General features: G+C 65.2%; 20 protein-coding genes. 14 read left to right on the top strand and 6 right to left on the bottom strand.

The window, feature by feature from the left end; all coding sequences use genetic code 11:
• The first annotated feature begins 14 nt into the window (after window positions 1-14).
• From frc to ACK3BB_RS22120, 7 genes are all read left to right on the top strand, one after another.
• Window positions 15-1,289 carry a formyl-CoA transferase gene (frc, locus tag ACK3BB_RS22090; protein ID WP_428929035.1) on the top strand — a complete coding sequence of 425 codons (1,275 nt, stop codon included), beginning with the start codon at window positions 15-17 and terminating at the stop codon, window positions 1,287-1,289.
• Window positions 1,290-1,349: 60 nt separating this feature from the next.
• Entirely contained in the window at window positions 1,350-2,267 is a 918-nt protein-coding gene (locus ACK3BB_RS22095) for a methionyl-tRNA formyltransferase (RefSeq protein ID WP_428929036.1), read from the top strand.
• Window positions 2,268-2,293: 26 nt separating this feature from the next.
• A complete protein-coding gene (locus ACK3BB_RS22100) occupies window positions 2,294-4,018 on the top strand; it encodes a formate--tetrahydrofolate ligase (protein WP_428929037.1) in 1,725 nt (574 codons plus the stop codon).
• Window positions 4,019-4,082: 64 nt separating this feature from the next.
• Window positions 4,083-4,886: a universal stress protein gene (locus ACK3BB_RS22105; RefSeq protein WP_428929038.1), complete on the top strand. Its 804-nt coding sequence runs from the start codon at window positions 4,083-4,085 to the stop codon at window positions 4,884-4,886.
• 154 nt (window positions 4,887-5,040) lie between these two features.
• Complete coding sequence (locus ACK3BB_RS22110) at window positions 5,041-6,024, top strand: Bug family tripartite tricarboxylate transporter substrate binding protein (protein WP_428929039.1); 984 nt, start codon at window positions 5,041-5,043, stop codon at window positions 6,022-6,024.
• Between the two features lie 157 nt (window positions 6,025-6,181).
• Window positions 6,182-6,709, top strand: coding sequence for a tripartite tricarboxylate transporter TctB family protein (locus tag ACK3BB_RS22115; protein WP_428929040.1), 528 nt, complete (start codon window positions 6,182-6,184; stop codon window positions 6,707-6,709).
• A 48-nt stretch (window positions 6,710-6,757) separates the two neighbouring features.
• On the top strand, window positions 6,758-8,278 hold the full coding sequence (locus tag ACK3BB_RS22120) for a tripartite tricarboxylate transporter permease (protein WP_428929041.1): 1,521 nt from the start codon (window positions 6,758-6,760) through the stop codon (window positions 8,276-8,278).
• A 52-nt stretch (window positions 8,279-8,330) separates the two neighbouring features.
• Here the strand turns inward: ACK3BB_RS22120 and ACK3BB_RS22125 are convergent, their stop codons facing one another.
• The gene (locus ACK3BB_RS22125; RefSeq protein WP_428929042.1) at window positions 8,331-9,737 is read right to left on the bottom strand and encodes a helix-turn-helix domain-containing protein; all 1,407 of its coding nucleotides are present in this window, start codon (window positions 9,735-9,737) and stop codon (window positions 8,331-8,333) included.
• A 145-nt stretch (window positions 9,738-9,882) separates the two neighbouring features.
• On the opposite strand from ACK3BB_RS22125, the gene ACK3BB_RS22130 reads away from it, so the two are divergent.
• The 4 genes from ACK3BB_RS22130 (at window position 9,883) to ACK3BB_RS22145 (ending at window position 14,528) form a co-directional block, all read left to right on the top strand.
• A complete protein-coding gene (locus ACK3BB_RS22130; protein WP_428929043.1) occupies window positions 9,883-10,935 on the top strand; it encodes a ketopantoate reductase family protein in 1,053 nt (350 codons plus the stop codon).
• Window positions 10,936-11,059: 124 nt separating this feature from the next.
• Window positions 11,060-12,283, top strand: coding sequence for a serine hydroxymethyltransferase (glyA, locus tag ACK3BB_RS22135; RefSeq protein WP_428929045.1), 1,224 nt, complete (start codon window positions 11,060-11,062; stop codon window positions 12,281-12,283).
• A 23-nt stretch (window positions 12,284-12,306) separates the two neighbouring features.
• The gene (locus ACK3BB_RS22140; RefSeq protein WP_428928816.1) at window positions 12,307-13,497 is read left to right on the top strand and encodes an aminotransferase class V-fold PLP-dependent enzyme; all 1,191 of its coding nucleotides are present in this window, start codon (window positions 12,307-12,309) and stop codon (window positions 13,495-13,497) included.
• Window positions 13,498-13,574: 77 nt separating this feature from the next.
• Window positions 13,575-14,528: a D-2-hydroxyacid dehydrogenase gene (locus ACK3BB_RS22145; protein ID WP_428928817.1), complete on the top strand. Its 954-nt coding sequence runs from the start codon at window positions 13,575-13,577 to the stop codon at window positions 14,526-14,528.
• A 54-nt stretch (window positions 14,529-14,582) separates the two neighbouring features.
• On the opposite strand, the gene ACK3BB_RS22150 is transcribed toward ACK3BB_RS22145, so the two are convergent.
• Window positions 14,583-14,804 (bottom strand): hypothetical protein, encoded by a 222-nt coding sequence (locus ACK3BB_RS22150; protein WP_428928818.1) that lies wholly within the window; start codon window positions 14,802-14,804, stop codon window positions 14,583-14,585.
• A gap of 226 nt (window positions 14,805-15,030) precedes the next feature.
• Between ACK3BB_RS22150 and folD the strand changes: the two genes are divergently transcribed.
• Window positions 15,031-15,924 carry a bifunctional methylenetetrahydrofolate dehydrogenase/methenyltetrahydrofolate cyclohydrolase FolD gene (gene folD / locus ACK3BB_RS22155; RefSeq protein WP_428928819.1) on the top strand — a complete coding sequence of 298 codons (894 nt, stop codon included), beginning with the start codon at window positions 15,031-15,033 and terminating at the stop codon, window positions 15,922-15,924.
• A 43-nt stretch (window positions 15,925-15,967) separates the two neighbouring features.
• Here folD and ACK3BB_RS22160 read toward each other — a convergent pair whose 3' ends face one another.
• A complete protein-coding gene (locus ACK3BB_RS22160) occupies window positions 15,968-17,047 on the bottom strand; it encodes a 2Fe-2S iron-sulfur cluster-binding protein (protein WP_428928820.1) in 1,080 nt (359 codons plus the stop codon).
• 3 nt (window positions 17,048-17,050) lie between these two features.
• Window positions 17,051-18,307, bottom strand: coding sequence for an aromatic ring-hydroxylating oxygenase subunit alpha (locus ACK3BB_RS22165; RefSeq protein ID WP_428928821.1), 1,257 nt, complete (start codon window positions 18,305-18,307; stop codon window positions 17,051-17,053).
• Between ACK3BB_RS22165 and ACK3BB_RS22170 the strand changes: the two genes are divergently transcribed.
• Together ACK3BB_RS22170 and ACK3BB_RS22175 are read left to right on the top strand one after the other, a co-directional pair.
• Window positions 18,306-18,482, top strand: a complete 177-nt coding sequence (locus ACK3BB_RS22170) for a hypothetical protein (protein WP_428928822.1) — start codon at window positions 18,306-18,308, stop codon at window positions 18,480-18,482. The genes ACK3BB_RS22165 and ACK3BB_RS22170 overlap by 2 nt on opposite strands.
• Window positions 18,466-19,341, top strand: coding sequence for a LysR substrate-binding domain-containing protein (locus ACK3BB_RS22175; protein WP_428928823.1), 876 nt, complete (start codon window positions 18,466-18,468; stop codon window positions 19,339-19,341). Before ACK3BB_RS22170 ends, ACK3BB_RS22175 begins: the two co-directional genes overlap by 17 nt.
• Before the next feature lie 40 nt (window positions 19,342-19,381).
• Here ACK3BB_RS22175 and ACK3BB_RS22180 read toward each other — a convergent pair whose 3' ends face one another.
• Both ACK3BB_RS22180 and ACK3BB_RS22185 read right to left on the bottom strand, forming a co-directional pair.
• Entirely contained in the window at window positions 19,382-21,943 is a 2,562-nt protein-coding gene (locus tag ACK3BB_RS22180; protein ID WP_428928824.1) for a GcvT family protein, read from the bottom strand.
• Between the two features lie 440 nt (window positions 21,944-22,383).
• Window positions 22,384-23,178 (bottom strand): IclR family transcriptional regulator, encoded by a 795-nt coding sequence (locus ACK3BB_RS22185; protein ID WP_428928825.1) that lies wholly within the window; start codon window positions 23,176-23,178, stop codon window positions 22,384-22,386.
• Window positions 23,179-23,256: the final 78 nt, after the last annotated feature.

Genomic DNA, 23,256 nt, shown 5'->3' on the forward strand with positions numbered 1-23,256 from the left:
GGGGAGGCACGCAAATGAAGGCCCTTGAAGGAGTCAAGATCCTCGATTTCACCCATGTGCAGTCGGGACCGACCTGCACCCAGCTCCTCGCCTGGTTCGGCGCGGACGTGATCAAGGTCGAGCGGCCGGGCGTGGGCGATGCGACCCGCAAGCAGCTGGTCGACGTGCCGGGCGCGGACTCGCTCTATTTCACCATGCTCAACCACAACAAGCGGTCGATCGAGCTGAACTCGAAGAACGAGACGGGCAAGGAAGTGCTGACCCGCCTCATCGAGACCTGCGACGTGATGGTGGAAAACTTTGCCCCGGGCGCGCTGGACCGCATGGGCTTCACCTGGGAGCGTATCCAGGAGATCAACCCGCGCATGATCCTGGCCTCGGTCAAGGGCTTTGGCCCGGGCAAGTACGAGGATTGCAAGGTCTATGAAAACGTCGCCCAATGTGCCGGCGGCGCGGCCTCGACCACCGGGTTCCTCGATGGCCCGCCCGTCGTGACCGGCGCGCAGATCGGTGACTCGGGCACCGGCCTGCACCTGGCGCTTGGCATCGTGACGGCGCTGTACCAGACCGCGAGGACGGGGCGTGGCCAAAAGGTCCTGGCGCCGATGCAGGACGGGGTGATCAACCTCTGCCGCGTCAAGCTGCGCGACCAGCAGCGCCTGTCGGCCGGCCCGCTCAAGGAATATTCGCAATACGGCGCGGGCATCGAATTCGGCGAGGCCACGCCGCGCGCGGGCAATGACTCGGGCGGCGGCCAGCCGGGCCGGATCCTCAAGTGCAAGGGCTGGGAAACCGATCCCAACGCCTACACCTACTTCATCACCCAGGCCGCGGTCTGGGAGAAGGTCTGCGACGTGATCGGCGAGCCCGATTGGAAGACCGCCGAGGGCTATGCCACCCCGCCCGAGCGGCTGGACAAGCTGGACGCGATCTTTGAGCGGATCGAGCAATGGACCATGACCAAGACCAAGTTCGAGGTCATGGACATCTGCAACCCGCTGGACATTCCCGTCGGGCCGATCCTGTCGACCAAGGAGATCATGGAAGACGACGGGCTGCGCCAGACCGGGACCATTGTCGATGTCGATCACCCCGAGCGCGGGCGGTACGTTAGCGTCGGCTGCCCGATCAAGCTGTCCGACAGCCCGGTCGAAGTGACACGTTCGCCCCTGCTGGGCGAGCACACGGTCGAAATCCTGCAACAAGTTCTGGGCTACGACGGCGAAGCCCTGGCCCGTGTCGTGGAATCCGGCGCGGTGGGCAACGTGGACAAGAAAGCCGCGGAATAAAGTGAACCAAAGGGGGTGAACCGCCGGAGAGCGGGCACCCCATGTCCAGGGAGGACATCAATGCGACTGATCGTGATGGGTCAGCAGGCGTTCGGCAAGGACGTGCTGGCCAAGTTACTGGAGACCGGGACCGACGAGGTTGTTGCGGTCTATTGCGAGCCCGACAAGGAGGGCAAGCCCGCCGACCCGATCAAGGAATTCGCGCTGGAAAAGGGCCTGCCGGTCGAGCAGCCCGCGAATTTCGACGACCAGGCCACGCTGGACAAGCTGGCCGGATTCAACGCCGACCTGATGGTCATGGCCTTCGTCAACGTCTTCGTCCCCGAAGCCGCCCGCGACACCCCGACCCACGGGTCGATCTGCTTTCACCCGTCGCTGCTGCCGCTGCACCGTGGCCCCTCGGCGGTCAACTGGCCGATCATCCTTGGCTCGACCAAGTCGGGCTATTCTTGGTTCTACCCGTCCGACGGGCTGGACGAGGGCGACAGCCTCTTGCAGTGGGAATGCGAGATCGGCCCCGATGACACGGTGATCGACCTCTATTTCAAGAAGATCTATCCCCATGCCGTCGATTCCGTGCTGACCGTTGTGGACCTCTATCGCGACGGCAAGCCGCCGCGCATCGTGCCCGACGAAAGCCAGGCGACCTATGAGCGGCGCTGCAACAAGAACCATGCGCGCGTCGATTGGCACAAGCCCGTGGCCCATGTCTACAACCTGATCCGGGGCACCAACCCGGCGCCCGGGGCCTGGACCACGTTCAACGGCGACGAGCTGGGCATCTTCGACTCGGTCCGCGTGCCCGGCGACGGGATTTCGGGACGGGTCCGCGAGATCACCGACGAAGGCATTTCCGTCCAGGCTGTGGGCGGGCGTGTTCTGGTCAAACGCGTGCGTCCTGCGGACGGCGCCAAGATGCCTGCCAGCGAGTGGGCCGCGTCGGTCGGTCTGAAGGCCGGCGACACATTCGGCAACTGAAGCAACGCAACACCGGGAAGAGTATCATGAACGACATCGACACGATCACCGCCGCGAAATCCGCAGATGCCCCCAAGAAGCCGGGCTCGGACATCGAGATCGCACGCGCGGCCAACAAGAAGCCGATCCAGGAGATCGGCGCCAAGCTGGATATCCCCACCGAACACCTGCTGCCCTTCGGCCATGACAAGGCCAAGGTGTCGGAAACCTTCATCAAGTCGCTGGCCGATCAGAAGGACGGCCACCTTGTTCTGGTGACGGCGATCAACCCGACGCCCGCCGGCGAAGGCAAGACCACGACGACCGTGGGCCTGGGCGACGGCCTGAACGCCATCGGCAAGAAGACCGCCGTGTGCATCCGCGAAGCCTCGCTTGGCCCCTGCTTCGGCATGAAGGGTGGCGCGGCCGGCGGCGGTTACGCCCAGGTGGTGCCGATGGAGGACATGAACCTTCACTTCACCGGCGATTTCCACGCGATCACCAGCGCCCACAACCTGCTGGCCGCGATGCTCGACAACCACATCTACTGGGGCAACGAGCAGCAGGTCGACATCCGCCGCATCGCCTATCGCCGGGTGATGGACATGAACGACCGGGCCCTGCGCCAGATCGTCTGCAACCTGGGTGGCGTGGCCAACGGCTTCCCGCGCGAGGCCGGTTTCGACATCACCGTGGCCTCCGAAGTCATGGCGATCCTCTGCCTGGCGACCGACCTGGCCGACCTTGAAAAGCGCCTGGGCGACATCATCGTGGCCTACCGCCGCGACAAGACCCCTGTCTACTGCCGCGACATCAAGGCCGATGGTGCCATGACCGTGCTGCTCCAGCAGGCCATGCAGCCGAACCTGGTGCAGACGCTGGAAAACAACCCGGCCTTCGTGCATGGCGGCCCCTTTGCCAACATCGCGCACGGCTGCAACTCGGTCGTCGCCACCACCACCGCGCTGAAGCTGGCCGATTACGTGGTCACCGAAGCGGGCTTTGGCGCTGATCTGGGTGCCGAGAAGTTCATGGACATCAAGTGCCGCAAGGCCGGTCTCAAGCCCGAGGCAGTGGTCATCGTGGCCACGGTCCGCGCGATGAAGATGAACGGCGGCGTGGCCAAGGCCGATCTGGGCACCGAGAACGTGGATGCCGTGAAAGCCGGCTGCGCCAACCTCGGCCGCCACATCGAGAACGTGAAGAAGTTTGGCGTGCCGGCCGTGGTCGCCATCAACCACTTCGTCACCGACACCGATGCCGAAGTGCAGGCGGTCAAGGATTTCGTGGCCACCCAGGGCACCGAGGCCATCCTCTGCAAGCACTGGGCCAATGGCTCGAAAGGCACCGAGGACCTGGCCAAGAAGGTCGTCGAGCTGGTCGAGAGCGGCCAGGCCAACTATGCGCCGCTCTATCCCGACGAGATGCCGCTCTTCGAGAAGATCGAGACCATCGCCAAGGAGATCTATCGCGCCGACGAGGTCGTGGCCGACAGCAAGGTGCGCAACCAGCTGAAGGAATGGGAAGAACAGGGCTATGGCAACCTGCCGGTCTGCATGGCCAAGACCCAGTATTCCTTTACCACCGATCCCAACAAGCGCGGCGCGCCCACGGGCCATTCCCTGCCGGTGCGCGAAGTGCGGCTGTCGGCCGGGGCCGGGTTCATCGTTGTCATCTGCGGCGAGATCATGACCATGCCGGGCCTGCCCAAGGTGCCCTCGGCCGAGATGATCTGCATCAATGACGACGGGCTGATCGACGGGTTGTTCTGATCCGATGACCGGCAGCACGTTGCATACCATCATGATGCCGGTCCGCGGCGATGGCAGGGGGCCCGTGCTCTTTGCCCACGCCGCGGCGCTGGCCAAGCGCTTCGGGGCGCATGTCAAGGTCGTGCATTGCCACCCCAAGACCGAAGACCTGATGCCCCAGGGCGTGGTCATCCCCAGCTTTCTGCGGCGCCAGATCGAAGAGGCGTCGCAGGCCAGCGCGGATACCGAACAGGATTTCCTGGAGGCCAAGTTCTCGGCCGATGCGGCCCGGCACGGTGTCGACGAACAGGAACCCGAACTCGGGCGGCCCACCGCCCGGTTCTATGAATACACCGGCCGCCAGGTCGAGGCCGTGCGCCATTACGGCCGCCTGTCCGACCTGATCTGCGTGGCCAAGCCCAGCCCGTCGGAAAACCTCGGCTACAACACGCTGAAGGAGGCGCTGTTCACCTCGGGCCGGCCGGTGCTGATCTGCACCGAGACGGACGAGGTCGGGCTGGACATCGGGTCGAACGTGGCCATCGGCTGGAACGGCTCTTTGCAGGCCGCGCGGGCCGTGGCCCTGGCCATGCCGCTGATCGAAAAGGCCGACAAGGTCACGATCCTGACGGGCGGCCGGTCCAACCATTCAGCCTCGCCCGAGGAGTTCCAGGACTACCTGGCGCGGAGGGGGGTGCAGGCTGATGTGGTGGAATTCCACGTCCACGGAACGGCCGGGCGTCAGCTGCTGGCCAAGTCCGACGAAATCGGCGCGGATCTGCTGGTGATGGGGGCCTATCACGAAAGCTATGAACGGGAAAGCTTGCTTGGGGGAAATTCTGCGGTAGTCGTAGAAGAAGCAACCATTCCGGTCGTGATGGTTCACTGAAAAAGGCAATGGGATAAACAGGAAGGAGGAATACGCAGGAATACCGAGGAAGACCCTTCGGGCGCGTCAGTTCAACCAATAAGCGAATATATCCATGGCGCAGCCGGCCTTTTGGCCCGGCAACCCGAACTGGAAGAAACTTAGGGAGGACTACATGAAATTCTTGAAAACTCTGACGATGAGTGCGGCCGCTCTGGCCATGATGGCACCCGCGGCAATGGCCGAATGGCAGCCGCGCAAGCCCGTCGAATTCATCATCATGGCCGGGACCGGCGGTGGCGCGGACCAGATCGCCCGCCTGCTGCAGGGCCTGATCCAGTCCAAGGGCCTCAGCCCGCGGCCCTTCATTCCGATCAACAAGCCCGGCGGGTCCGGCGCCGAGGCCCTGTCCTACATCAAGGACAAGGAAGGCGACAACCACACGCTGCTCGTGGCGCTCAACAGCTTCTACACCACGCCGATCATCCAGGATGAGCTGGAAATCGACGTGACGAGCTTTGCGCCGATCGGCCGGATGGCGATGGACACCTTCCTGCTGTGGGTCAACACCGAACAGGAAGAGATCACCGATCTCGACAGCTACGTCGCCGCCGTCAAGGCTGCCGACAGCAGCTGGAAGGTCGGCGGCACCGGGTCGGGTCAGGAAGATTCGATCCTGACCGCGATGATGGAAAAGGAACTGGGCTACAAGGTGACCTACATCCCCTTCCCGGGCGGTGGCACCGTGGCCAAGAACCTGGTCGGCAACCAGATCGACTCGACCGTGAACAACCCCTCCGAGCAGATGGAGTTCTGGCGCGCCAAGAACACCAAGCCGCTGGTGCAGTTCAACGGCGAGCGGACCGAGCCGTTCATGGACGTGCCGACCGCCAAGGAGCTTGGCGTCGACATCGAGTATTACATGCAACGCTCGATCTCGGGGCCGGCCGGCATGGATCCGGAAGCCGTGGCCTGGTACCAGAACCTGTTCGAAGAGCTGTTCAACAGCCAGGAATGGCAGGATTACTGCACCTCCGACGGCCTGACCTGCGACAAGTGGATCACCGGTGACGAACTGGCCGCCTTCCACGATGCCCAGCTCAAGCGTCACGTCGAGCTGATCGAAGCCGTGGGCGCCGACAGCATCACGTCGAAGTAAGACCAACACGCCAACACCGCCGGGCCCGCCGATGCGGCCCGGCGACCACCAGACAACAACCCGCAGCAACCGATCCGATCCACGCGCTTTCCGGCGCGCAACCGGGACGTGGACAGGACGCGACACAAACTCGGCCGTGCGGGAGTGGAGGAATGAAATGTCTGTTCGTACGGCTGAATTGCTCATGGCCATCGCCATGTTCCTGGCGTCCCTGGGGCTGATGTGGACCGTCTACAGCGACGATCTGGCCATCGGCTGGGTGGCGGGACGTGGCCCGGGATCGGGGATGTGGCCGTTCTGGCTGTCCTTCGGCATGGCCGGCGCTTCGGTCTGGACCCTGGTGCGCTGGTACAACGGCACCACCCCGGAATCGCGCAACGAAGATCCCTATATCGACCCCGAAACCATCTTCATGGTCGGGATCACCATCGCCGCCATCTTCTTCCTGCTGCTGCTGACCAGTGTCATCGGGCTTTACTTTGCGATGATGCTCTTCCTGCTCTTCTACGTGAAGGGCATCGGCCGGCACGGCTGGGGCCTGACCATCGGTGTCACGCTGGGCGTGCCCGTGCTCATCTACCTGCTCTTCGAAGCGGCCCTGAACAAGTACCTCCCAAGGGGTCTGCCGTTCTTCGAGAACATCATCCTGTACATCGACGATTTCCGCTACTCGATCATGTACTGAGCCCGCCCCTCATAAAACCAATCTGTCTTCCAACAGGGGACGCACCAAATGGACTCCATAATCTCATTGCTGGCGTCGGGGCTGCTTCAGTCCTTCGAGCCGCTCAACCTCGCCATGATCTTCCTGGGCTGTCTGGCCGGGCTGTTCATCGGCGCCATGCCGGGCCTCGGGTCGGTGAACGGTGTGGCCATCCTGCTTCCTGTCACCTTCCTGGTGCCGCCGACCTCGGCCATCATCTTCCTGGCCGCGCTCTATTACGGCGCGATGTACGGGGGGGCCGTGTCGTCGATCACCCTGGGCATCCCGGGGGCCTCGACGGCCGTGGCCACCGTGTTCGACGGCCGGCCCATGGCCCAGTCGGGCCGGGCCGACCAGGCGCTGATGGCCGCGGCCGTGGCGTCGTTCATCGGCGGCACGATCTCGGTCATCCTGTTCACCGGCTTCGCCCCGCCGCTTGCGGCCTTTGCGCTCAAGTTCGGACCACAGGAGGAATTCGCCCTGATGCTGCTGGCCTTTGCCACCTTCATCGGGCTGGGCGGGGATGACATACCCAAGACCATCTTCTCGATCCTGATCGGGCTGGTCCTGGCCGCCGTGGGCTTTGACATCATCTCGGGCAAGCCGCGCCTGATCTTCTTCGACATGGTCGAATTCCAGCGTGGCATCGAATTCCTGGTCCTGGCCATCGGCATCTACGGCATCGGCGAGATGATCTGGACGCTGGAACACACCAAGGGTGCGATCCAGATGCACAAGGTCGAATTCGGGCTGGCGCGCATCAAGCACAACCTGCGCCAGATCAAGGATTACATCGGCTCGACCTTCCTCGGCTCGTTCCTGGGTTTCTTCGTGGGCACCCTGCCGGCTGCCGGCGCCACCCCCGCCGCCCTGATGTCCTATGGCCTGACCAAGTCGTTCTCGAAGGATGGCGACAGTTTCGGCAAGGGCAACGTGGCCGGCGTGGCCGCCCCGGAATCGGCCAACAACGCGGCCTCGACCGGGTCGATGCTGCCGATGCTGACCCTGGGCATTCCCGGTTCGCCGACCACGGCCATCCTGCTGGGCGGCATGATCATCTGGGGCCTGCGCCCGGGGCCGCTGCTGTTCTCGGAAAGCCCGGATTTCGTCTGGGGCCTGATCGGCTCGATGTACGTGGCCAACTTTGTCACCGTCGTGCTCAACATCGCGCTGATCCCGATCTTCATCCGCGTCCTGGCCATGCCCTTCACCGTGCTGGCTCCGGTCATCTTCGTGCTCTGCGTCGTCGGCGTCTTTGCCACGACAGACCGGATGTTCGACACCTGGATGATGCTTCTGCTGGGCGTGATGGGCTACCTGATGCGCAAGCTGAACTATCCCGTCGCTCCCGCCGTGCTGGCCATCGTGCTCGGCCCGCTGACGGAACGCTCGCTGCGCCAGTCGCTGATCTCCAGCCAGGGCGATGCGATGACCTTCTTCGAGCGCCCGATCTCGCTGGTCTGCATCCTGATTGCCGTCGGACTTGTCAGCTATCCCGCCGTTTCCGGCTTCCTGCGGCGCCGCCGCGCCGAGATGGAAGCCGCCGAATAGGCATCCTGACGGAGCAACTGAACGGGGGGCCTTCGGGCCCCCCTTTTTCGTCTCAGCTTTCGTAACGCGTGTTGCCGCGCCGGTTCTCGTCCATCGGCAGCTCGGTAAAGAGCGGCTGGTGGGCCCGTTGCGAACAGGCCTGGCGCGGGCAGAGATGGCAATTGATCCCGACCGGGGCATAGAGCTTGGGGTCGTCGAAATTGTAGCTGGACGCATAGCGGATGCGGTGGGCGTAGCCGGCCTCGCAGCCCAGGGCCAGGGTCAGCCGGCGGTCCTGGGTTTCCTCGGAGAAGACCGGCCGGTGCACCGTGCGCGAGATGGTGAGATAGCGATCGCCATCGGGCAGTTCGACGAATTGCGGCATGATCACCCCCGGCGTGTAAAACGCCGTGTGGATGTTCCAGACCGGGCAGGAGCCGCCGTGTTCGGCCAGGTGAAAGGTGGTCGAGTTGAACCGCTTGGTCACGTTGCCCGCCCGGTCGATCCGCAGGAAGAAGAACGGCACCCCGCGCGAGCCCTCGCGGTTCAGCGCCGTGACCCGCTGGCAGACCTGTTCGAACGACGCGCCAAAGGCCGCGGCGACGCGGTCCAGGTCGTAGCCCGTGCTTTCGACCTCGGCGAAGAAGGCGTCATAGGGCATCAGGAAGGCCGCGGCGAAATAATTGGCCAGCTCGACCCGCAGCCGCGACAGCGCCTGGGCCGAGGTGAAGCCGCTCGATCCGGCGATCTCGGCCAGCACGTCGGGGAATTGCACGGCGCAAAGCACATGGGCCAGCTGGAACACCCGGTTGGCCCCGTTCAGCGCCTGCGACAGGTAGATCACGCGGTCCGTCTCGTCGTAATAGCGCAGCGCATCGCCCATGTCGTCGATGCGCCGGACCACCACCGTGATCGCGTGATCCTGTTCCAGCCGTTCGCGCAGTTCGTTGTAGCGGTTTTCGGGCGTGGTGAACCGCCCGTTCCAGACCTCTTCGGCCGCGCTTTCCAGCTTGGGAAAGTAATTCTGATGGTCGCGGAAGAAATCGTGGATCATCGTTTCGGGCGAGGTCTTGAGCAGCTCGCTGGCCGCGTCCGACCCGCCCATCTGCATGACCTTTTCCAGCGCCGAGCGATGCGCCCGGTGCAATTGCAGGAATTGTTCGACCAGCCGGGGCGCATGATCGACCGCCCCGCGGATTTCCTGCAGGTCGGGCTTGTCGCCGGTAAAGATCGGGTCCTGGGCCGCGCTGCGCAATGCCGCGATGCGGCGGCTGCTGTCGTCCTGGGTCAGCTCGCGCCAATCCAGGTCGTAATTGTCGGCGATCGACATCAACAGCTGGACCGACAGGGATCTTTGGTTGTTTTCCAACAGGTTGACGTAGGATGCGCTGATCCCCAGCGTCCGGGCCATCTGGGCCTGGGTCTGTTTCCTGTCCCGGCGCAACTGGCGCAGGCGGGGCCCGATCAGGGTCTTGGACATGGGAAAACCTTACAACATTACAAGATGTGTGGGTAGTAACGTTTACTGTACACACATTAACCCTCTTTTCGTAGAGGGAATCGGCTTTGAAATTATATTACCCGTAGGACGGCGAGTAACGGCAGCGTGCGGGAGGCTTTTCACGATGACTTACAAGATCCTTATCCTCGGTGCGTCATATGGCTCGCTGCTGGGGACCAAGCTTTTGATGGCGGGCTATGACGTCACCCTGGTCTGCCGGCGCAAGACCGCGGACCTGATCAACGCCCATGGCACCGATGTGCGCATCCGCCTGCGCGACGAGGACCAGCACCGGCATTTCCTGTCGGGCGACCTGCCCGGGCGGCTGGATGCCCGGACCCCCGAAGAGGTCCAGCCCGGCGCCTATGACCTTTGCGCCCTGGCCATGTCCGAGCCGCAATATTGCACGGATTCCATCCTCGACCTGCTGCGGCGGGTGGCCGAGGCGCAATTGCCCTGCCTGTCGATCATGAACATGCCGCCCTTGCCCTACCTGCGGCGGATCAAGGGGCTGGACACCACGCCGCTCGAACCCAGCTTTTCCTGTCCCGAGGCCTGGAATGCCTTCACCCCGGGCAACGTGACCCTGTGCAGCCCCGATCCGCAGGCCTATCGCCTGCCCGAGGCGGCGGCCAACGTGCTGCATGTCGGCCTGCCCACGAATTTCAAGGCCGCGCCCTTCGAGCGGCCCGAACATACCGCCATGCTGACCGAGATGGCCGAGGCCATCGATGCCATCCGCGTCGACGGCAAGGAGGTGCCGGTCAAGCTGCGGGTCTTCTCGTCGCTCTTCGTGCCCTTCGCCAAGTGGTCGATGCTGCTGACGGGCAATTACCGCTGCGTGCAGCCCGACGGTGTGCGTCCGATCCGCGAGGCGGTGCAGGGCGACCTGGCCCTGTCGCAGGCGATCTATGCCACGGTCGATGACATCGTGACCCGGCTGGGCGCCGATCCGGCCGACCTGGTGCCCTTTGAGAAATACGCCCGGGCGGCGGACGGGCTGCTGAAACCGTCGTCGGCTGCACGGGCCATCGACGGCGGGGCGGATGCCATCGAACGGGTCGACCTGCTGGTCAAGCTGATCGCGGACCAAGTCGGCGTGTCCTCGCCCGAGCTGGACCGCATCGCCGGGATCGTCACCGCCCGGCTGGCCGAAAATCAACGCGCCGCCGCCTGAACGGCACGCGCCACCAACACCCGGAGGGAACATGGAAGATTTTGCGGACACCCCGCTGGCCCCGGACGCGGCCGAGACCTTCTTCAAGAGCCACCTGGCCGAGACAGACCCGGCGCTGGCCGCCATGATCGGCCGCGAGCTGGGCCGCCAGCGCGACGAGATCGAGCTGATCGCGTCCGAAAACATCGTGTCGCGGGCGGTGCTGGATGCGGCGGGCAGCGTGCTGACCAACAAATATGCCGAAGGCTACCCGGGTCGCCGGTATTACGGTGGCTGCCAGTTCGTCGACGAGGTCGAGACCCTGGCCATCGAACGGGCAACCCGGCTGTTCGGCTGCGGTTTCGCCAATGTGCAGCCCAATTCGGGCAGCCAGGCGAACCAGGGCGTGTTCCTCGCGCTGGCGCGCCCGGGGGACACGATCCTGGGCCTTTCGCTGGATGCCGGCGGGCACCTGACCCATGGCGCGCGGCCCAACCTGTCGGGCAAGTGGTTCAATGCCGTGGCCTATGGCGTCGATCCCGAAACCCACCTGATCGACTATGATCAGCTGGAGGCCCTGGCCACCGAGCACAAGCCCGCGATCATCATCGCCGGCGGCTCGGCCTATCCGCGCCAGATCGATTTCGCGCGGTTCCGGGCCGTGGCCGACAAGGTCGGCGCCTACCTGATGGTCGACATGGCCCATTTCGCCGGGCTCGTGGCCGCTGGCCTGCACCCGTCGCCCTTCCCCCATGCCCACGTGGCCACGACGACAACCCACAAGACCCTGCGCGGCCCGCGCGGCGGCATGATCCTGACCGATGACGAGGCGATTGCGAAGAAGATCAACTCGGCCATCTTCCCCGGCCTGCAGGGCGGCCCGCTGATGCATGCCATCGCCGGCAAGGCCGTGGCCTTTGGCGAGGCGCTGGAGCCCGGGTTCAAGACCTATGCGGGCAACGTCATCGAGAACGCGCAGGTGCTGGCCAAGACGCTGGTCGACGCGGGCTTTGCGATCACCTCGGGGGGCACCGACACGCACTTGATGCTGGTCGATCTGCGGCCCAAGGGCGTCAAGGGCAACGAGGCCGAAAAGGCCCTGGGCCGGGCCCATATCACCTGCAACAAGAACGGCGTGCCGAACGACCCCGAGAAACCCACGGTGACCAGCGGCATCCGCCTGGGCACGCCGGCGGGCACGACCCGGGGCTTTGGCACGGCGGAATTCGTCCAGATCGGCCGCATGATCGACACGGTCCTGACCGGGTTGGCGGCAAATGGCCCCGAGGGCAACAGCGACGTGGAGGCGGCCGTCAAGGCCGAGGCGCTGGCGCTCTGCAAGGCCTTCCCGATCTACAGTGACATGTGAACCAGGACAGCGGAGGAATAATAATGTCTGGATTCAAAGGACTGGCCGTTCCCGGCCCCACCAACATGCCCTTCGAGGTCCGTCAGGCGATGGACGTGGCCCTGGAAGATCACCGCGCCCCGGATTTCCCGGAATTCACCCTGCCGCTCTTTGCGGACCTGAAAAAGGCGTTCATGCTGGAAAAGGGCCAGGTCTTTGTCTTCCCCAGCTCGGGCACGGGCGGTTGGGAAAGCGCCGTGGCCAACCTGCTGTCGCCGGGTGACAAGGTGCTGGCCTCGATCTTCGGCCAGTTCTCGTATCTCTGGGTCGACATGTGCCAGCGCTTTGGGCTGGATGTCGATGCCATCGATTGCGAATGGGGCACCGGCGCGCCGGTCGAGCTGTATGAACAGAAGCTGGCCGCCGACAAGGATCACAAGATCAAGGCGGTCCTGGTCACCCAGAACGAAACCGCGACCGGCGTGACCAGTGACGTCAAGGCCGTGCGCCAGGTACTGGACAGCCTGGGCCACCCCGCGCTGCTGTTCGTGGACGGGGTCAGCTCGATCTGTTCGATCGAGTTCCGGCAAGAGGAATGGGGCGTCGATGTCGCCGTGTCGGGCTCGCAGAAGGGCTTCATGCTGCCCACCGGGCTGGGCATCGTCGGGGTCAGCCAGAAGGCGCTGGACCAGCGGCCCAGGAATGGCTTCCCCAAGTGCTTCTTCGACTTCGACGACATGATCAAGACCAATGCCGACGGCTATTTCCCCTATACCCCGGCGACAACCCTGCTGCGGGGCCTGCGCGCCTCTCTCGACATGATCTTTGACGAGGGGCTGGAAAACGTCTGGGCCCGTCATCACCGCCTGGCCGAGGGCTGCCGCCGCGCGGTCGAGGCCTGGGGGCTGACCGTCTGCGCCAAGGAGCCCAAGTGGAATTCCGACACCGTCAGTGCCATCGTGGTCCCGGAGGGGTACAACGCCAATGACGTGATCCAGACGGCCTTTCGCAAGTATGACCTGTCGCTGGGCGCGGGCCTATCGAAAGTGGCCGGCAAGGTCTATCGCATCGGCCACCTGGGCTACATGAACGAGCTGATGGTCATGCAGTCGCTGGCCGGCGCCGAACTGGCCATGCGCGACGTGGGCATTCCGTTCCAGTCCGGCGCGGGTGTCGGGGCTGCCGTCGAATATTATGCGGCGACGGAACAGGCTCCGGCCTTGGCCGCCGAGTAACCTTGCCCTAGCCTTTGCATGGCGCGTCCCGCTCCGGGGCGCGTCTTGCCACCTGACCAGAGTACAGAGCCCTATTCATGCGTATCGTCTTTCTCGACCGGGGGTCCATCGGGCCGTCCGTGGACCTTCATCGCCCGTCCTTCGACCACGAATGGGTCGTCTATGACCAGACGACCCCCGACCAGGTGGCCGACCGGCTGGCCGATGCCGATATCGCGATTTCCAACAAGGTGCCGATCCGCCGCGACAGCATCGAGAAATGCCCCAAGCTGAAGATGATCGCCATCCCGGCCACCGGCTATGATGCCTTCGACCTCGACGCCTGCCGCGAGCGCGGCATCGTCGTGTCGAACGTGCGCGGCTATGCGATCAACACGGTGCCCGAACATACCTTTGCCCTGATCCTGGCCCTGCGCCGGTCGATCGTCGGCTATCGCCAGGATGTCATCGACGGCGAATGGCAGAAATCCGGCCAGTTCTGTTTCTTCAACCACCCGATCAAGGACCTGTCGGAGTCGACCATCGGCATCGTCGGCGAAGGTGTCCTGGGCCAGGGCGTGGCCACGCTGGCCCGGGCCTTTGGCATGAAGGTCCTGTTCGCGGCGCACAAGGGCGTCGACGGGCTGGGCCCGCTTTACACGCCCTGGGACCAGGTGCTTGAAACGGCCGATGTGATCACCCTGCACAGCCCGCTGATGCCGGCGACCAAGGACATGATCGCCGAGCCGGAATTCCGCAAGATGAAGAAGAAACCGCTGCTGGTGAATTGTTCGCGCGGCGGGCTGGTGCACGAGGGCGACCTGGTCAAGGCCCTGGACGAAGGCTGGATTTCCGGCGCGGGGTTCGACGTTCTGACCTCCGAGCCGCCGCAGCCCGACAATCCGCTGCTGTCCGTCCTGGACCGGCCCAATGTCATCGTCACGCCCCACGTGGCCTGGGCCAGCGAGGAGGCGATGCAGACGCTGTGGAACCAGGTCCGCGATCACCTCGACAATTTTGCCCGTGGCGAGCCCAGCAATGTGGTCACCTGAGGGGTGGGCGCGGGGCGTGGCCTTTGGCCCGCCCCGGCGCCGGGATACCTGCGATCAGAACAGGGCCGAGCGGCGCAGCACGTCGGCGGGAATGTCCTGGCGCGTCAGGCCCAGCTTGGCCAGGCGGGCGTCGGTCTTGTGCGACAGCTGCACGTATTCGCTGCCCATGCGGTTGCATTCGCGGATCCAGTCCATGGCGCGGGCCAGCACGCGGACGGGCCACAGCAGGGTGTGACCAAGGCCGGTGCGGGGGGTCGAAGTCGTAACGAAGGCCATGTCTGACACCTTTCTTGAAGTCGTGAAGTAGCGTTGGGAAGGGATATGCCGCATCGCGGCAAAAGAAGCAACAATGCTGACGCATTTCAGCTATGCCGGAGGCGAATGGCTAGCGCAATCAGTGCGAAATAACAATTATAATCAATATGTTAAGCTGCGACGTTTTGGCTTTCAGACACCAGTACGTGGTAGTCTGGTATCCAAAACATCAGGGAAGTGAGGGGAAATGACCGCAGAGATCATCGATGGCAAGGCCTTTGCGGCCGATGTGAGGGGCCGCGTGGCCGCCCATGTGGCCCGGTTGCAGGCCGATCACGGAATCACCCCGGGCCTGGCCGTGGTTCTGGTGGGCGAGGATCCGGCCAGCCAGGTCTACGTGCGCAACAAGGGCAAGCAGACCAAGGAGGCCGGGATGCATTCGGTCGAGCACCGGCTCGATCCCGATACCTCGCAAGAGCGCCTGCTGGCGCTGATCGGCGAATTGAATGCCGATCCGGCGATCCATGGCATCCTGGTGCAGCTGCCGCTGCCCGGTCACCTGGATTCCGAGCTGGTCATCAATGCCATCGACCCGGCCAAGGATGTCGACGGGTTCCACGTGTCGAACGTGGGCCTGCTGGGCACCGGGCAGAAATCCATGGTGCCCTGCACGCCGCTGGGTTGCCTCATGCTGCTGCGCGACCGGCTGGGGTCGCTGTCGGGGCTGAACGCGGTGGTCGTCGGCCGGTCGAACATCGTGGGCAAACCCATGGCCCAGCTGCTGCTGGGCGACAGTTGCACGGTGACCATCGCCCATTCGCGCACGCGGGACCTGGCCGAGGTGGTGCGTCGGGCGGATATCGTCGTGGCCGCCGTGGGCCGGCCGGAAATGGTGCCCGGCGACTGGATCGGCCCGGGGGCCACGGTGATCGACGTGGGCATCAACCGGATCGAGGGCGCGGGTGGCAAGACCCGGCTGGTGGGCGATGTCGCGTTCGACAGTGCCGCGCAGGTGGCCGGGGCGATCACCCCGGTGCCGGGCGGCGTGGGGCCGATGACCATCGCCTGCCTGCTGGCCAATACGCTGACCGCCTGCTGCCGCGCCAACGGCCTGCCCGAGCCCGAGGGGCTGACGGCCTGATGGCTGGCCCGGGCCCGGCATCGCCCGGGCCCGATGCCGGATCTCAGATGTCCAGCGCGACCTTGCCCCGGGGGTTGGAGCAACAGGCCAGGATATAGCCCTCGTCGATCTCGTCCTCGGTGATGCCACCGTTGTGCACCATGTGCACCTCGCCCGCGGTCTTGCGGACCTTGCAGGTGCCGCAGACCCCGAAGGTGCAGCCCGAGGGGATCGCCACACCGGCCGACCGGGCCGCGGCCAGGACGGTTTCGGTCTCGGGGCAGGAATAGGTCACGCCGGTGGCCTCGAAGGCGATTTCCGCCAGCACGTGTTCCTCGGGCAGGTCGTCTTCGACCTCGGGGAACTCGATCAGCTCGGCCGCCGGCATCTGCGGGGCATGGAAGCTTTCCTGGTGGTAGCGGTCCATGTCAAAGCCCAGCCCGGCCAGCGCCTCGCGCACGGCCTGCATGAAAGGCTCGGGCCCGCAGCAGAACACCTCGCGCTCCAGGTAATCGGGCGCCATCAGGCCCAGCATCAGCTGGTTGAACCGGCCCTGGTATCCCGTCCAGGGCTGGTAGCGGTCGTTTTCCTCGACCACCCATTTCAGCTCAAGCCCTTCGATCCGCGTGGCCATGTGTTCCAGCCGGTGGCGAAAGATGATCTCGGACGGGCGGCGGGCACAATTGACAAAGACGATGTCGCAGGGCCGGCCCAGGTCATAGATCTCGGTCGTCATCGACATCATCGGCGTGATGCCCGACCCGGCCGAGATGAACAGGTGCTTGCGCGCGGGATGGGCGGCCGAGGTGAACCGCCCGGCCGGGCCGGTGGCCTTGACCATCACGCCCGGGCGCAGGTTGTCGATGATCCAGCGCGTGCCGATCGAGTCGGGCTGGGCCTTGATCGTGATGGTCAGCGATTTCGGCCGCGAGGGCGAGGACGAGATCGTGTAGGTCCGGTAGAGCGGCCCGCCCGGCACCGGCAGTTCCAGGGTGATGAACTGGCCGGCCTCGAATTCGAATGGCCGGCCCGAGGGCGCCTGAAAGCATACCGTGGCCACGTCGGGCGATTCCGGCAGGACCGAGACGCATTCCAGCTCTTCCTCGTCGGTCCAGGGGCCGGCGGCGGTTCTGTCCAGCGCCATGGCTTATTCCGCCGCCAGGCTGGAGGGCAGGTGACGCGCGCGCATGCGACCCAGGTACCAGTCGACGAACTGGATCACCCCGTCCTCGTGGCTGGCCGAATAGGGACCCGGTTCGTAGGCCGGCGAATTGATGCCCTGCTGGTTGTCCTCGACCACGCGGCGGTCTTCGTCATTGGTGTGTTCCCACACGACGGTCAGGTCCTTGAGGTCGTAATCCACGCCTTCGACGGCATCCTTGTGCACCAGCCAGGTTGTCTGGACCTCGGTCTGCTGCGGGCCGATGGGCGTGACGCGGAAGGTGATCGAATGGTCCGACAGGAAGTGGTTCCAGGTCGTGGGATAGTTGAACAGCAGCAGCGTGCCGGCATCCAGCACCGGCACCTGGCCCAGCCGCTTGCGCACGGCGATCTTGCCGCTGATCGTATAGCTCTGGGCCCCGTCCAGCAGGGGCATGCGGGCCACGCGGAACTGGCCGGCCTCGTCCAGGCGGAATCGCGATGGCGCGCCCAGGCCTTCGAGCCGGTTGAAATGGTATTCGACCTTTTCGGGGAAGACCCCGTCGGCGCTGACCCCCGAGATCGTCGGATCTTCGGGATAGGTGCGGCACAGGTCGGGGTGGTTGCCCGCGCAATGGTAACATTCGCGGTTGTTTTCCCAGACCAGTTTCCAGTTGCCGTTCTCGATGATCGTCGACTGGTGGGCGACCTTGGCGTTCGACAGGTCGTGCACGGCCAGGTAGGGCGTGACGGTTTCGGCGAAGCGGTCGAAATCGGGGGCCTCGGGGGCCAGGCAGATATAGACAAGCCCGGCCAGGTCGCGGCAATGCACGGGTTTCAGCCCGTGTTTCGAGGGATCGAAATCGCTGCCCATGTCGCGGGCCCAGAGCAGGCGGCCGTCGAGATCGTAGGTCCATTGGTGATAGGGGCAGGTCAGCTTGGCCACGCGGCCCTGTGCGGCCGAGCAGATGATCGATCCGCGATGGCGGCAGGAATTGTGGAACGCCCGGATGGCGCCCTGGGCGTCGCGCAGGACGATGACGTCATAGGCGCCCATGCGGATGCGCTGGTAGCTGCCGGCCTTGTCGAGCAGGCAGGCCGGGAAGGCATAAAGCCAGTCGCGGTAGAAGAAGGCCTCGATATCGGCCTCGAAGATCTCGGGCGAGGTATAGAACGGCTGGGGCAGGGCATGGCCGGGCCGGTGCTGCATCAGCAGCTCGGACAGCGGGGGCGTCTGGGTCTGGGACAGGTGCGGGCGACTCATGGCGGAAATCCTGGCGCGGGAGGGGCGGGCTGGGCCGCACGAAGTCATTGCCCGCACGATTTCGCAATTGGAAAAAACCTCAACTGGCATTAGCCTGGCTAAAGTCATGGCCCATTTGATCCACAAGCGACATCCATGGCCGGAAAGCGACAAGCCTTATGCCCAAGCCCTATGATCTGCCTTCGCTCGGTGACCTGGCCTGTTTCGAGGCCGCTGCCCGAAATTTGAGCTTCAAGCTGGCCTCAAGTGAGCTCAACGTGACCCCGGCGGCGGTCAGCCACCGGATCAAGGCGCTGGAGGCCGAGCTGGGCCAACCCCTGTTCACCCGCCATTACCGGGGGGTCGAACTGACCGAGGCCGGGGCGCTGCTGTTCGTGTCACTGCAGCGCGGGTTCGAGACGATTTCGGACAGTGTCGGGCGCATCCGCACGCGGCAGGACCGCAGCGGGGTGTCGGTGGCCGCGACGACGGCGATGAGCGGGCTATGGCTGACGCCCCGGCTGGCGGCTTTCTGGAAGGCCTATCCCGGCGTCGGGATCTCGCAGATCATCCAGGACAGCGGCATGGCCCAGGGGGTCGATCTGAGCATCCATTACGGCGATCCCGACCAGGAGACCGACGAGACCCGGGTGCTGTTCCACGACCGGATCCTGGCGCTTGGCACCCCGGCCCTGGCCGAGACCCAGGGGCTGCGCGATCTCGACGGGCTGGCCGAGGCGCCGCTGATCCATACCCAGTCGGGGGCCAATGGCTGGACCGACTGGGCCGAGTGGTTTTCCATGCTGGGCCGTCCGGCGCCGCGCGGGCCGGGGTTTCACGTCAACAATTACCTGATCGCCCTGCAGGCGGCCGAAGACCATGTCGGCGCGGTGCTGGGCTGGGAGGGCCTGCTGGGCGGAGCGCTGGAGGCCGGGCGGCTGGTCCAGCTGGTGCCCGAGGCCATGGCCTCGCCGGCGCCTTTCTACCTGCGCATCCATGGCCGGGCCTCGGCCAATGCCCGGCTGTTCGCCGATTGGCTGGCCGATCCGGGATAGGTGGTAGGATGGGTGCAAGCACCCATCCTACGGGCGCGGCTCAGCTGCGCGGCTTGAGGTTCTCGGGATCGTAGAGCGGCTGATAGCCCACGCCGGCCACTTCGACGGGATAGACCTCGTCGAAATAGGTGACGTTCAGCCGCCGGCCGACCTGGGCCTGGGCCGCGGGCAGATAAGCCAGGGCGATGTTCTTGCCGACCGTCGGCCCATAGGCCACCGACGAGGTGTAGGACCGCCGGCCCAGCTCATCGACCAGCACCTCGCCACTGTCCGGGTCCAGCACCGGCATGGTGTTGACCGGATACCGCGCCACGCCCTGGCTGTCGGTATTGTCGACCATGACCAGCGTGCACAGCATCGCTGGCTGTGCCTCACGCGCCCGGTATTCCAGGTGCCTGGCCTTGCCGCGGAAATCGGCTTCCTTGACCTTCGGCCGGGCCAGGTCGGCCTCGTAGAGATTGTACTGGGTGTGCAGGTCGGCATTCTGCAGGCGCAGCGATTTTTCCAGCCGGCGCGAGTTGGCATAGGTCTCGACGCCCACGGCCATCACCCCGGTTTCGCGCAGGGCATCCCAGACGGCGAGCCCGTCGTCATAGGCCATGTGCAGCTCCCAGCCCTGTTCACCGACATAAGAGATGCGGAAGGCCGAGACCGGCTTGCCGCCGATCTCGATGGGCCGGATCGCGGCGAAGGGAAAGGCCTCGGGGTCCAGCGCGGCGGGGTCGGCCACGACCTTCTTCAGGGTCTCGCGGGCGTTCGGCCCCCAGATGCCGATGGTCACGTTGTCCTCGGTGACATCGGTGATCGTCACGTCCAGCCCCCGGTCCTGGGCCACACGGCGCATGTACATCAGGTCGCGCGGGCCGGCATCGGCGCCATTCACCAGCCGGCACTTGTCGGCCATGCGGAAGACCGTGAAATCGGCGCGCACCATGCCTTCGTCATCGAGCATGTGGGTATAGATGCCCTTGCCGATATTGGCATCACCGCCGATCCGCGCGGCACAGAGCCATTCCAGAAGGGCCACGTGGTCGGGGCCGGAAATGTCGGTCATGTGGAAGTGCGACAGGTTGATGATGCCGCAATCGGCGCTCATTTCCAGCTGTTCGGCATTGGACACGCGCCAGAAATGGCGGTTGTCCCATTCGTTCTCGCGCACCGGCACCTGGTCGGCGTATTTCTCGAGAAGGTGCTCGTTGGCCGCATAGCCATGCGCCCGTTCCCAGCCGCCGAGTTCCATGAAATAGCCACCCAGCTCGACCTCGCGCTCGTAGAAGGGCGAGCGGCGGATGCCGCGGGCATTGCCGAAGGGTTCGCGCGGGTGGACCGGCGGGTTGTAGATCTTCTTGGCGGTTTCCTCGCAGCGACCCCAGATGAACTCCTCGGTCAGCTGGTAATCCTGGAAACGGGCGTAATCGATGCCGTGGTGGTCGATATGGGTGCGCCCGTCGGTCATCCAGTCTGCGATCAGCTTGGCCATGCCCGGCGCGTCCTTGACCCAGATCGCAACCGCGTACCACAGGCCCCGCACCTTGCGGCTTTCGCCCATCGACGGCCCGCCATCGGTGGTGGTCTGCAGAAGGCCGTTGAAGGAATGGCTCTCGTTGAAGCCCAGCTCGGCCAGGATCGGGGTCAGCTCCATCGCCTTTTCAAGCGGCTCGATCACGTCTTCCAGCGTCAGGTCCCGCATCGAGGGCCCAAGCCGCGCCTGGCCCTTTTCGAGAATGTCGCGCGGGTGCACCATGCGCGGCTCTTTCTCGTAGTAATAGCCCCATTCCATCTGGCCACCCTCGGTCGTCGCCGGGTCGCCCGTGTCGCGCATATAGGCCGAATTGCCCTGGTCGCGCAGCAGCGGACGGCCGATTTCCAGCCCGGTGCCGGCGAATTCGTCATACGGCCCGAAGAAGGTCAGCGGGTGATCGACGGGCATGACGGGCAGGTCTTCGCCCACCATGTCGGCGATCAGGCGGCCCCAGAGACCGGCGCAGACCACGACATGCTCGGCCATGATGGTGCCGCGATGGGTCTTCACGCCGACGACACGGCCGTTTTCCTGGATCAGCTCCAGCGCCGGGGTGTTGGGGAAGGACCGCAGCTTGCCCGATTTCTCGCCCGCATCCACCAGCTTGCCCGCGACGGTCTGCGACCGGGGCACCACAAGGCCTGCATCCGGGTCCCACATGGCGCCCTGGATCTGGTCTTCTTCCAGCAGCGGGAATTTCTCCTTGGCCTCGGCGGCCGAGATCATGCGCACGTTGGTGCCAAAGGCCCGGCCGGAATCGCAGCGGCGTTTCAGCTCGTTTATGCGCTCGTCATCGCCCACGCGGGCGACTTCCAGCCCGCCGATCCGGCTGTAATGGCCAAGCTTTTCGTAGAAATCGACGGAATACATCGATGTCCAGGTGCTCAGCTGGTCATGGCTGGTGACGTAGCAGAAGTCCGAGGCATGGCCGGTCGAGCCGATGTCGGTCGGGATGGCCGACTTGTCGATGCCGACGATGTCGTCCCAGCCGCGCTCGATCAGGTGATGGGCGACCGAGGCGCCGACGATACCGCCCAGTCCGACGATGACGACCTTGGCGCGTTCAGGAAAGGAGGACATGGCAGATTCCATTAGATCCGGTGAATTTGACGGGCACAGTAGCGCGGCGCGGCAGCCTCGCTAGACCTCAACCGGCATTTGCGCGCCGGAAATCGACCGCCGGTGGCGCGAATGGGGTGTGCCGGGTCTTTGCGGGGGCAGGATGAGGTGGCAGGGCTGGCAGGTTTGGTGCGCCGGACACCCACCTCGCGCCGTGCGGAGGTGTCGGCGGTCGGGACGCGATGGGTTGACGAGAAAGCTTGGGCGAGTCGGGCGCAATGGTTGCCATCGCGCTGCCACACGCGCCGGGGCGTCTTGTGACCTGGCTGGCCCGTGATTGTTTGACGGGTTTGCAGGGCGGGTCAGGCAGGGGGCGGCCGGAGAAACATGGCAAAGCGGCCAGATGGCCAGCAAGGCCGGACGCCAAGCCCCCGCCAGCAGGACTCGCCCGGCCGCGCGGCTCAGCCCTTGGTCGCGCCGCGGCCGTAGATGTGCTTTTCCAGCCGCGGCAGCTGGCCCTTCAGGATGCCGACCACCTCGTCGATGCGCGGCTCGATCCGCGCGGGCACCCCGGCCAGCGAAATCGACCCGCGGCAGACGCCCTGGGGGTCGAAGAACGGCAGGCCGATGCCCCAGCTTTCGGGATAGACCCGGCCGGGGTTGATCGCATAGCCCTGCGCCCGGGTTTCGGCGACCAGCTCGCGCAGGATCTCGGGCGTGAAATGCGGGTGGTCGCGGCGCAGCTCTTCGGCGTTGAGATCAAGCAGCCAGTCGACCTCGTCATCGGGGCAGGCCGCCAGGATGGCCAGGCTGCCGCCGCCCACGCCCAGCGGATAGCGCCCGCCGACCTGGGCGGTATGGGTGCGCACGGGATAGCTGCCTTCCTCGCGGGCGATGCAGACGGCATGGGCCCCGGTGCGCACGAGGAACAGCGAGATATCGCCCGAAGCCTGGCTGAGCGCCGAGAGCGTGGCCTTGGCGATGCCCGACATCTCGAACCGGCTTTCGGCGGCCAGGCCCAGAAGCCAGGCCTCGCGGCCGAGGTAGAACCGGTCGTTGTCGGGATCCTGTTCGACAAGGCCCTCGTTCTGCAGGGCCATCAGCATGCGGTAGACCGTGGTCCGGGCCATGCCCGACAGCTTGCACAGTTCGACCAGGCGGATGCCCCCGGCGGCATGGGCGGCGACCATGCGCAGAAGGCCGATCGACCGGTGCAGGCTGCGCGCGCCCGATGTGGTTTCCGAAGTGGTGCTCATCTGGTCGTTCCGTGTCCCGTCCCCCGGGCTGGCCGGGCGTCGCGCCAGATTACGCAGCGGGCCCAAGATCGCGCAAGG

The organism is Marinibacterium sp. SX1, from assembly GCF_050389775.1.
Taxonomy (GTDB): Bacteria; Pseudomonadota; Alphaproteobacteria; order Rhodobacterales; family Rhodobacteraceae; genus Marinibacterium.

Coding starts and splice junctions, on each gene's coding strand:
- frc (WP_428929035.1), top strand. CDS start 15: ATGAAGGCCCTTGAAGGAGTCAAGATCCTCGATTTCACCCATGTGCAG.
- ACK3BB_RS22095 (WP_428929036.1), top strand. CDS start 1,350: ATGCGACTGATCGTGATGGGTCAGCAGGCGTTCGGCAAGGACGTGCTG.
- ACK3BB_RS22100 (WP_428929037.1), top strand. CDS start 2,294: ATGAACGACATCGACACGATCACCGCCGCGAAATCCGCAGATGCCCCC.
- ACK3BB_RS22110 (WP_428929039.1), top strand. CDS start 5,041: ATGAAATTCTTGAAAACTCTGACGATGAGTGCGGCCGCTCTGGCCATG.
- ACK3BB_RS22115 (WP_428929040.1), top strand. CDS start 6,182: ATGTCTGTTCGTACGGCTGAATTGCTCATGGCCATCGCCATGTTCCTG.
- ACK3BB_RS22120 (WP_428929041.1), top strand. CDS start 6,758: ATGGACTCCATAATCTCATTGCTGGCGTCGGGGCTGCTTCAGTCCTTC.
- ACK3BB_RS22125 (WP_428929042.1), bottom strand. CDS start 9,737: ATGTCCAAGACCCTGATCGGGCCCCGCCTGCGCCAGTTGCGCCGGGAC.
- ACK3BB_RS22130 (WP_428929043.1), top strand. CDS start 9,883: ATGACTTACAAGATCCTTATCCTCGGTGCGTCATATGGCTCGCTGCTG.
- glyA (WP_428929045.1), top strand. CDS start 11,060: ATGATCGGCCGCGAGCTGGGCCGCCAGCGCGACGAGATCGAGCTGATC.
- ACK3BB_RS22140 (WP_428928816.1), top strand. CDS start 12,307: ATGTCTGGATTCAAAGGACTGGCCGTTCCCGGCCCCACCAACATGCCC.
- ACK3BB_RS22145 (WP_428928817.1), top strand. CDS start 13,575: ATGCGTATCGTCTTTCTCGACCGGGGGTCCATCGGGCCGTCCGTGGAC.
- ACK3BB_RS22150 (WP_428928818.1), bottom strand. CDS start 14,804: ATGGCCTTCGTTACGACTTCGACCCCCCGCACCGGCCTTGGTCACACC.
- folD (WP_428928819.1), top strand. CDS start 15,031: ATGACCGCAGAGATCATCGATGGCAAGGCCTTTGCGGCCGATGTGAGG.
- ACK3BB_RS22160 (WP_428928820.1), bottom strand. CDS start 17,047: ATGGCGCTGGACAGAACCGCCGCCGGCCCCTGGACCGACGAGGAAGAG.
- ACK3BB_RS22170 (WP_428928822.1), top strand. CDS start 18,306: ATGGCGGAAATCCTGGCGCGGGAGGGGCGGGCTGGGCCGCACGAAGTC.
- ACK3BB_RS22165 (WP_428928821.1), bottom strand. CDS start 18,307: ATGAGTCGCCCGCACCTGTCCCAGACCCAGACGCCCCCGCTGTCCGAG.
- ACK3BB_RS22175 (WP_428928823.1), top strand. CDS start 18,466: ATGCCCAAGCCCTATGATCTGCCTTCGCTCGGTGACCTGGCCTGTTTC.
- ACK3BB_RS22180 (WP_428928824.1), bottom strand. CDS start 21,943: ATGTCCTCCTTTCCTGAACGCGCCAAGGTCGTCATCGTCGGACTGGGC.
- ACK3BB_RS22185 (WP_428928825.1), bottom strand. CDS start 23,178: ATGAGCACCACTTCGGAAACCACATCGGGCGCGCGCAGCCTGCACCGG.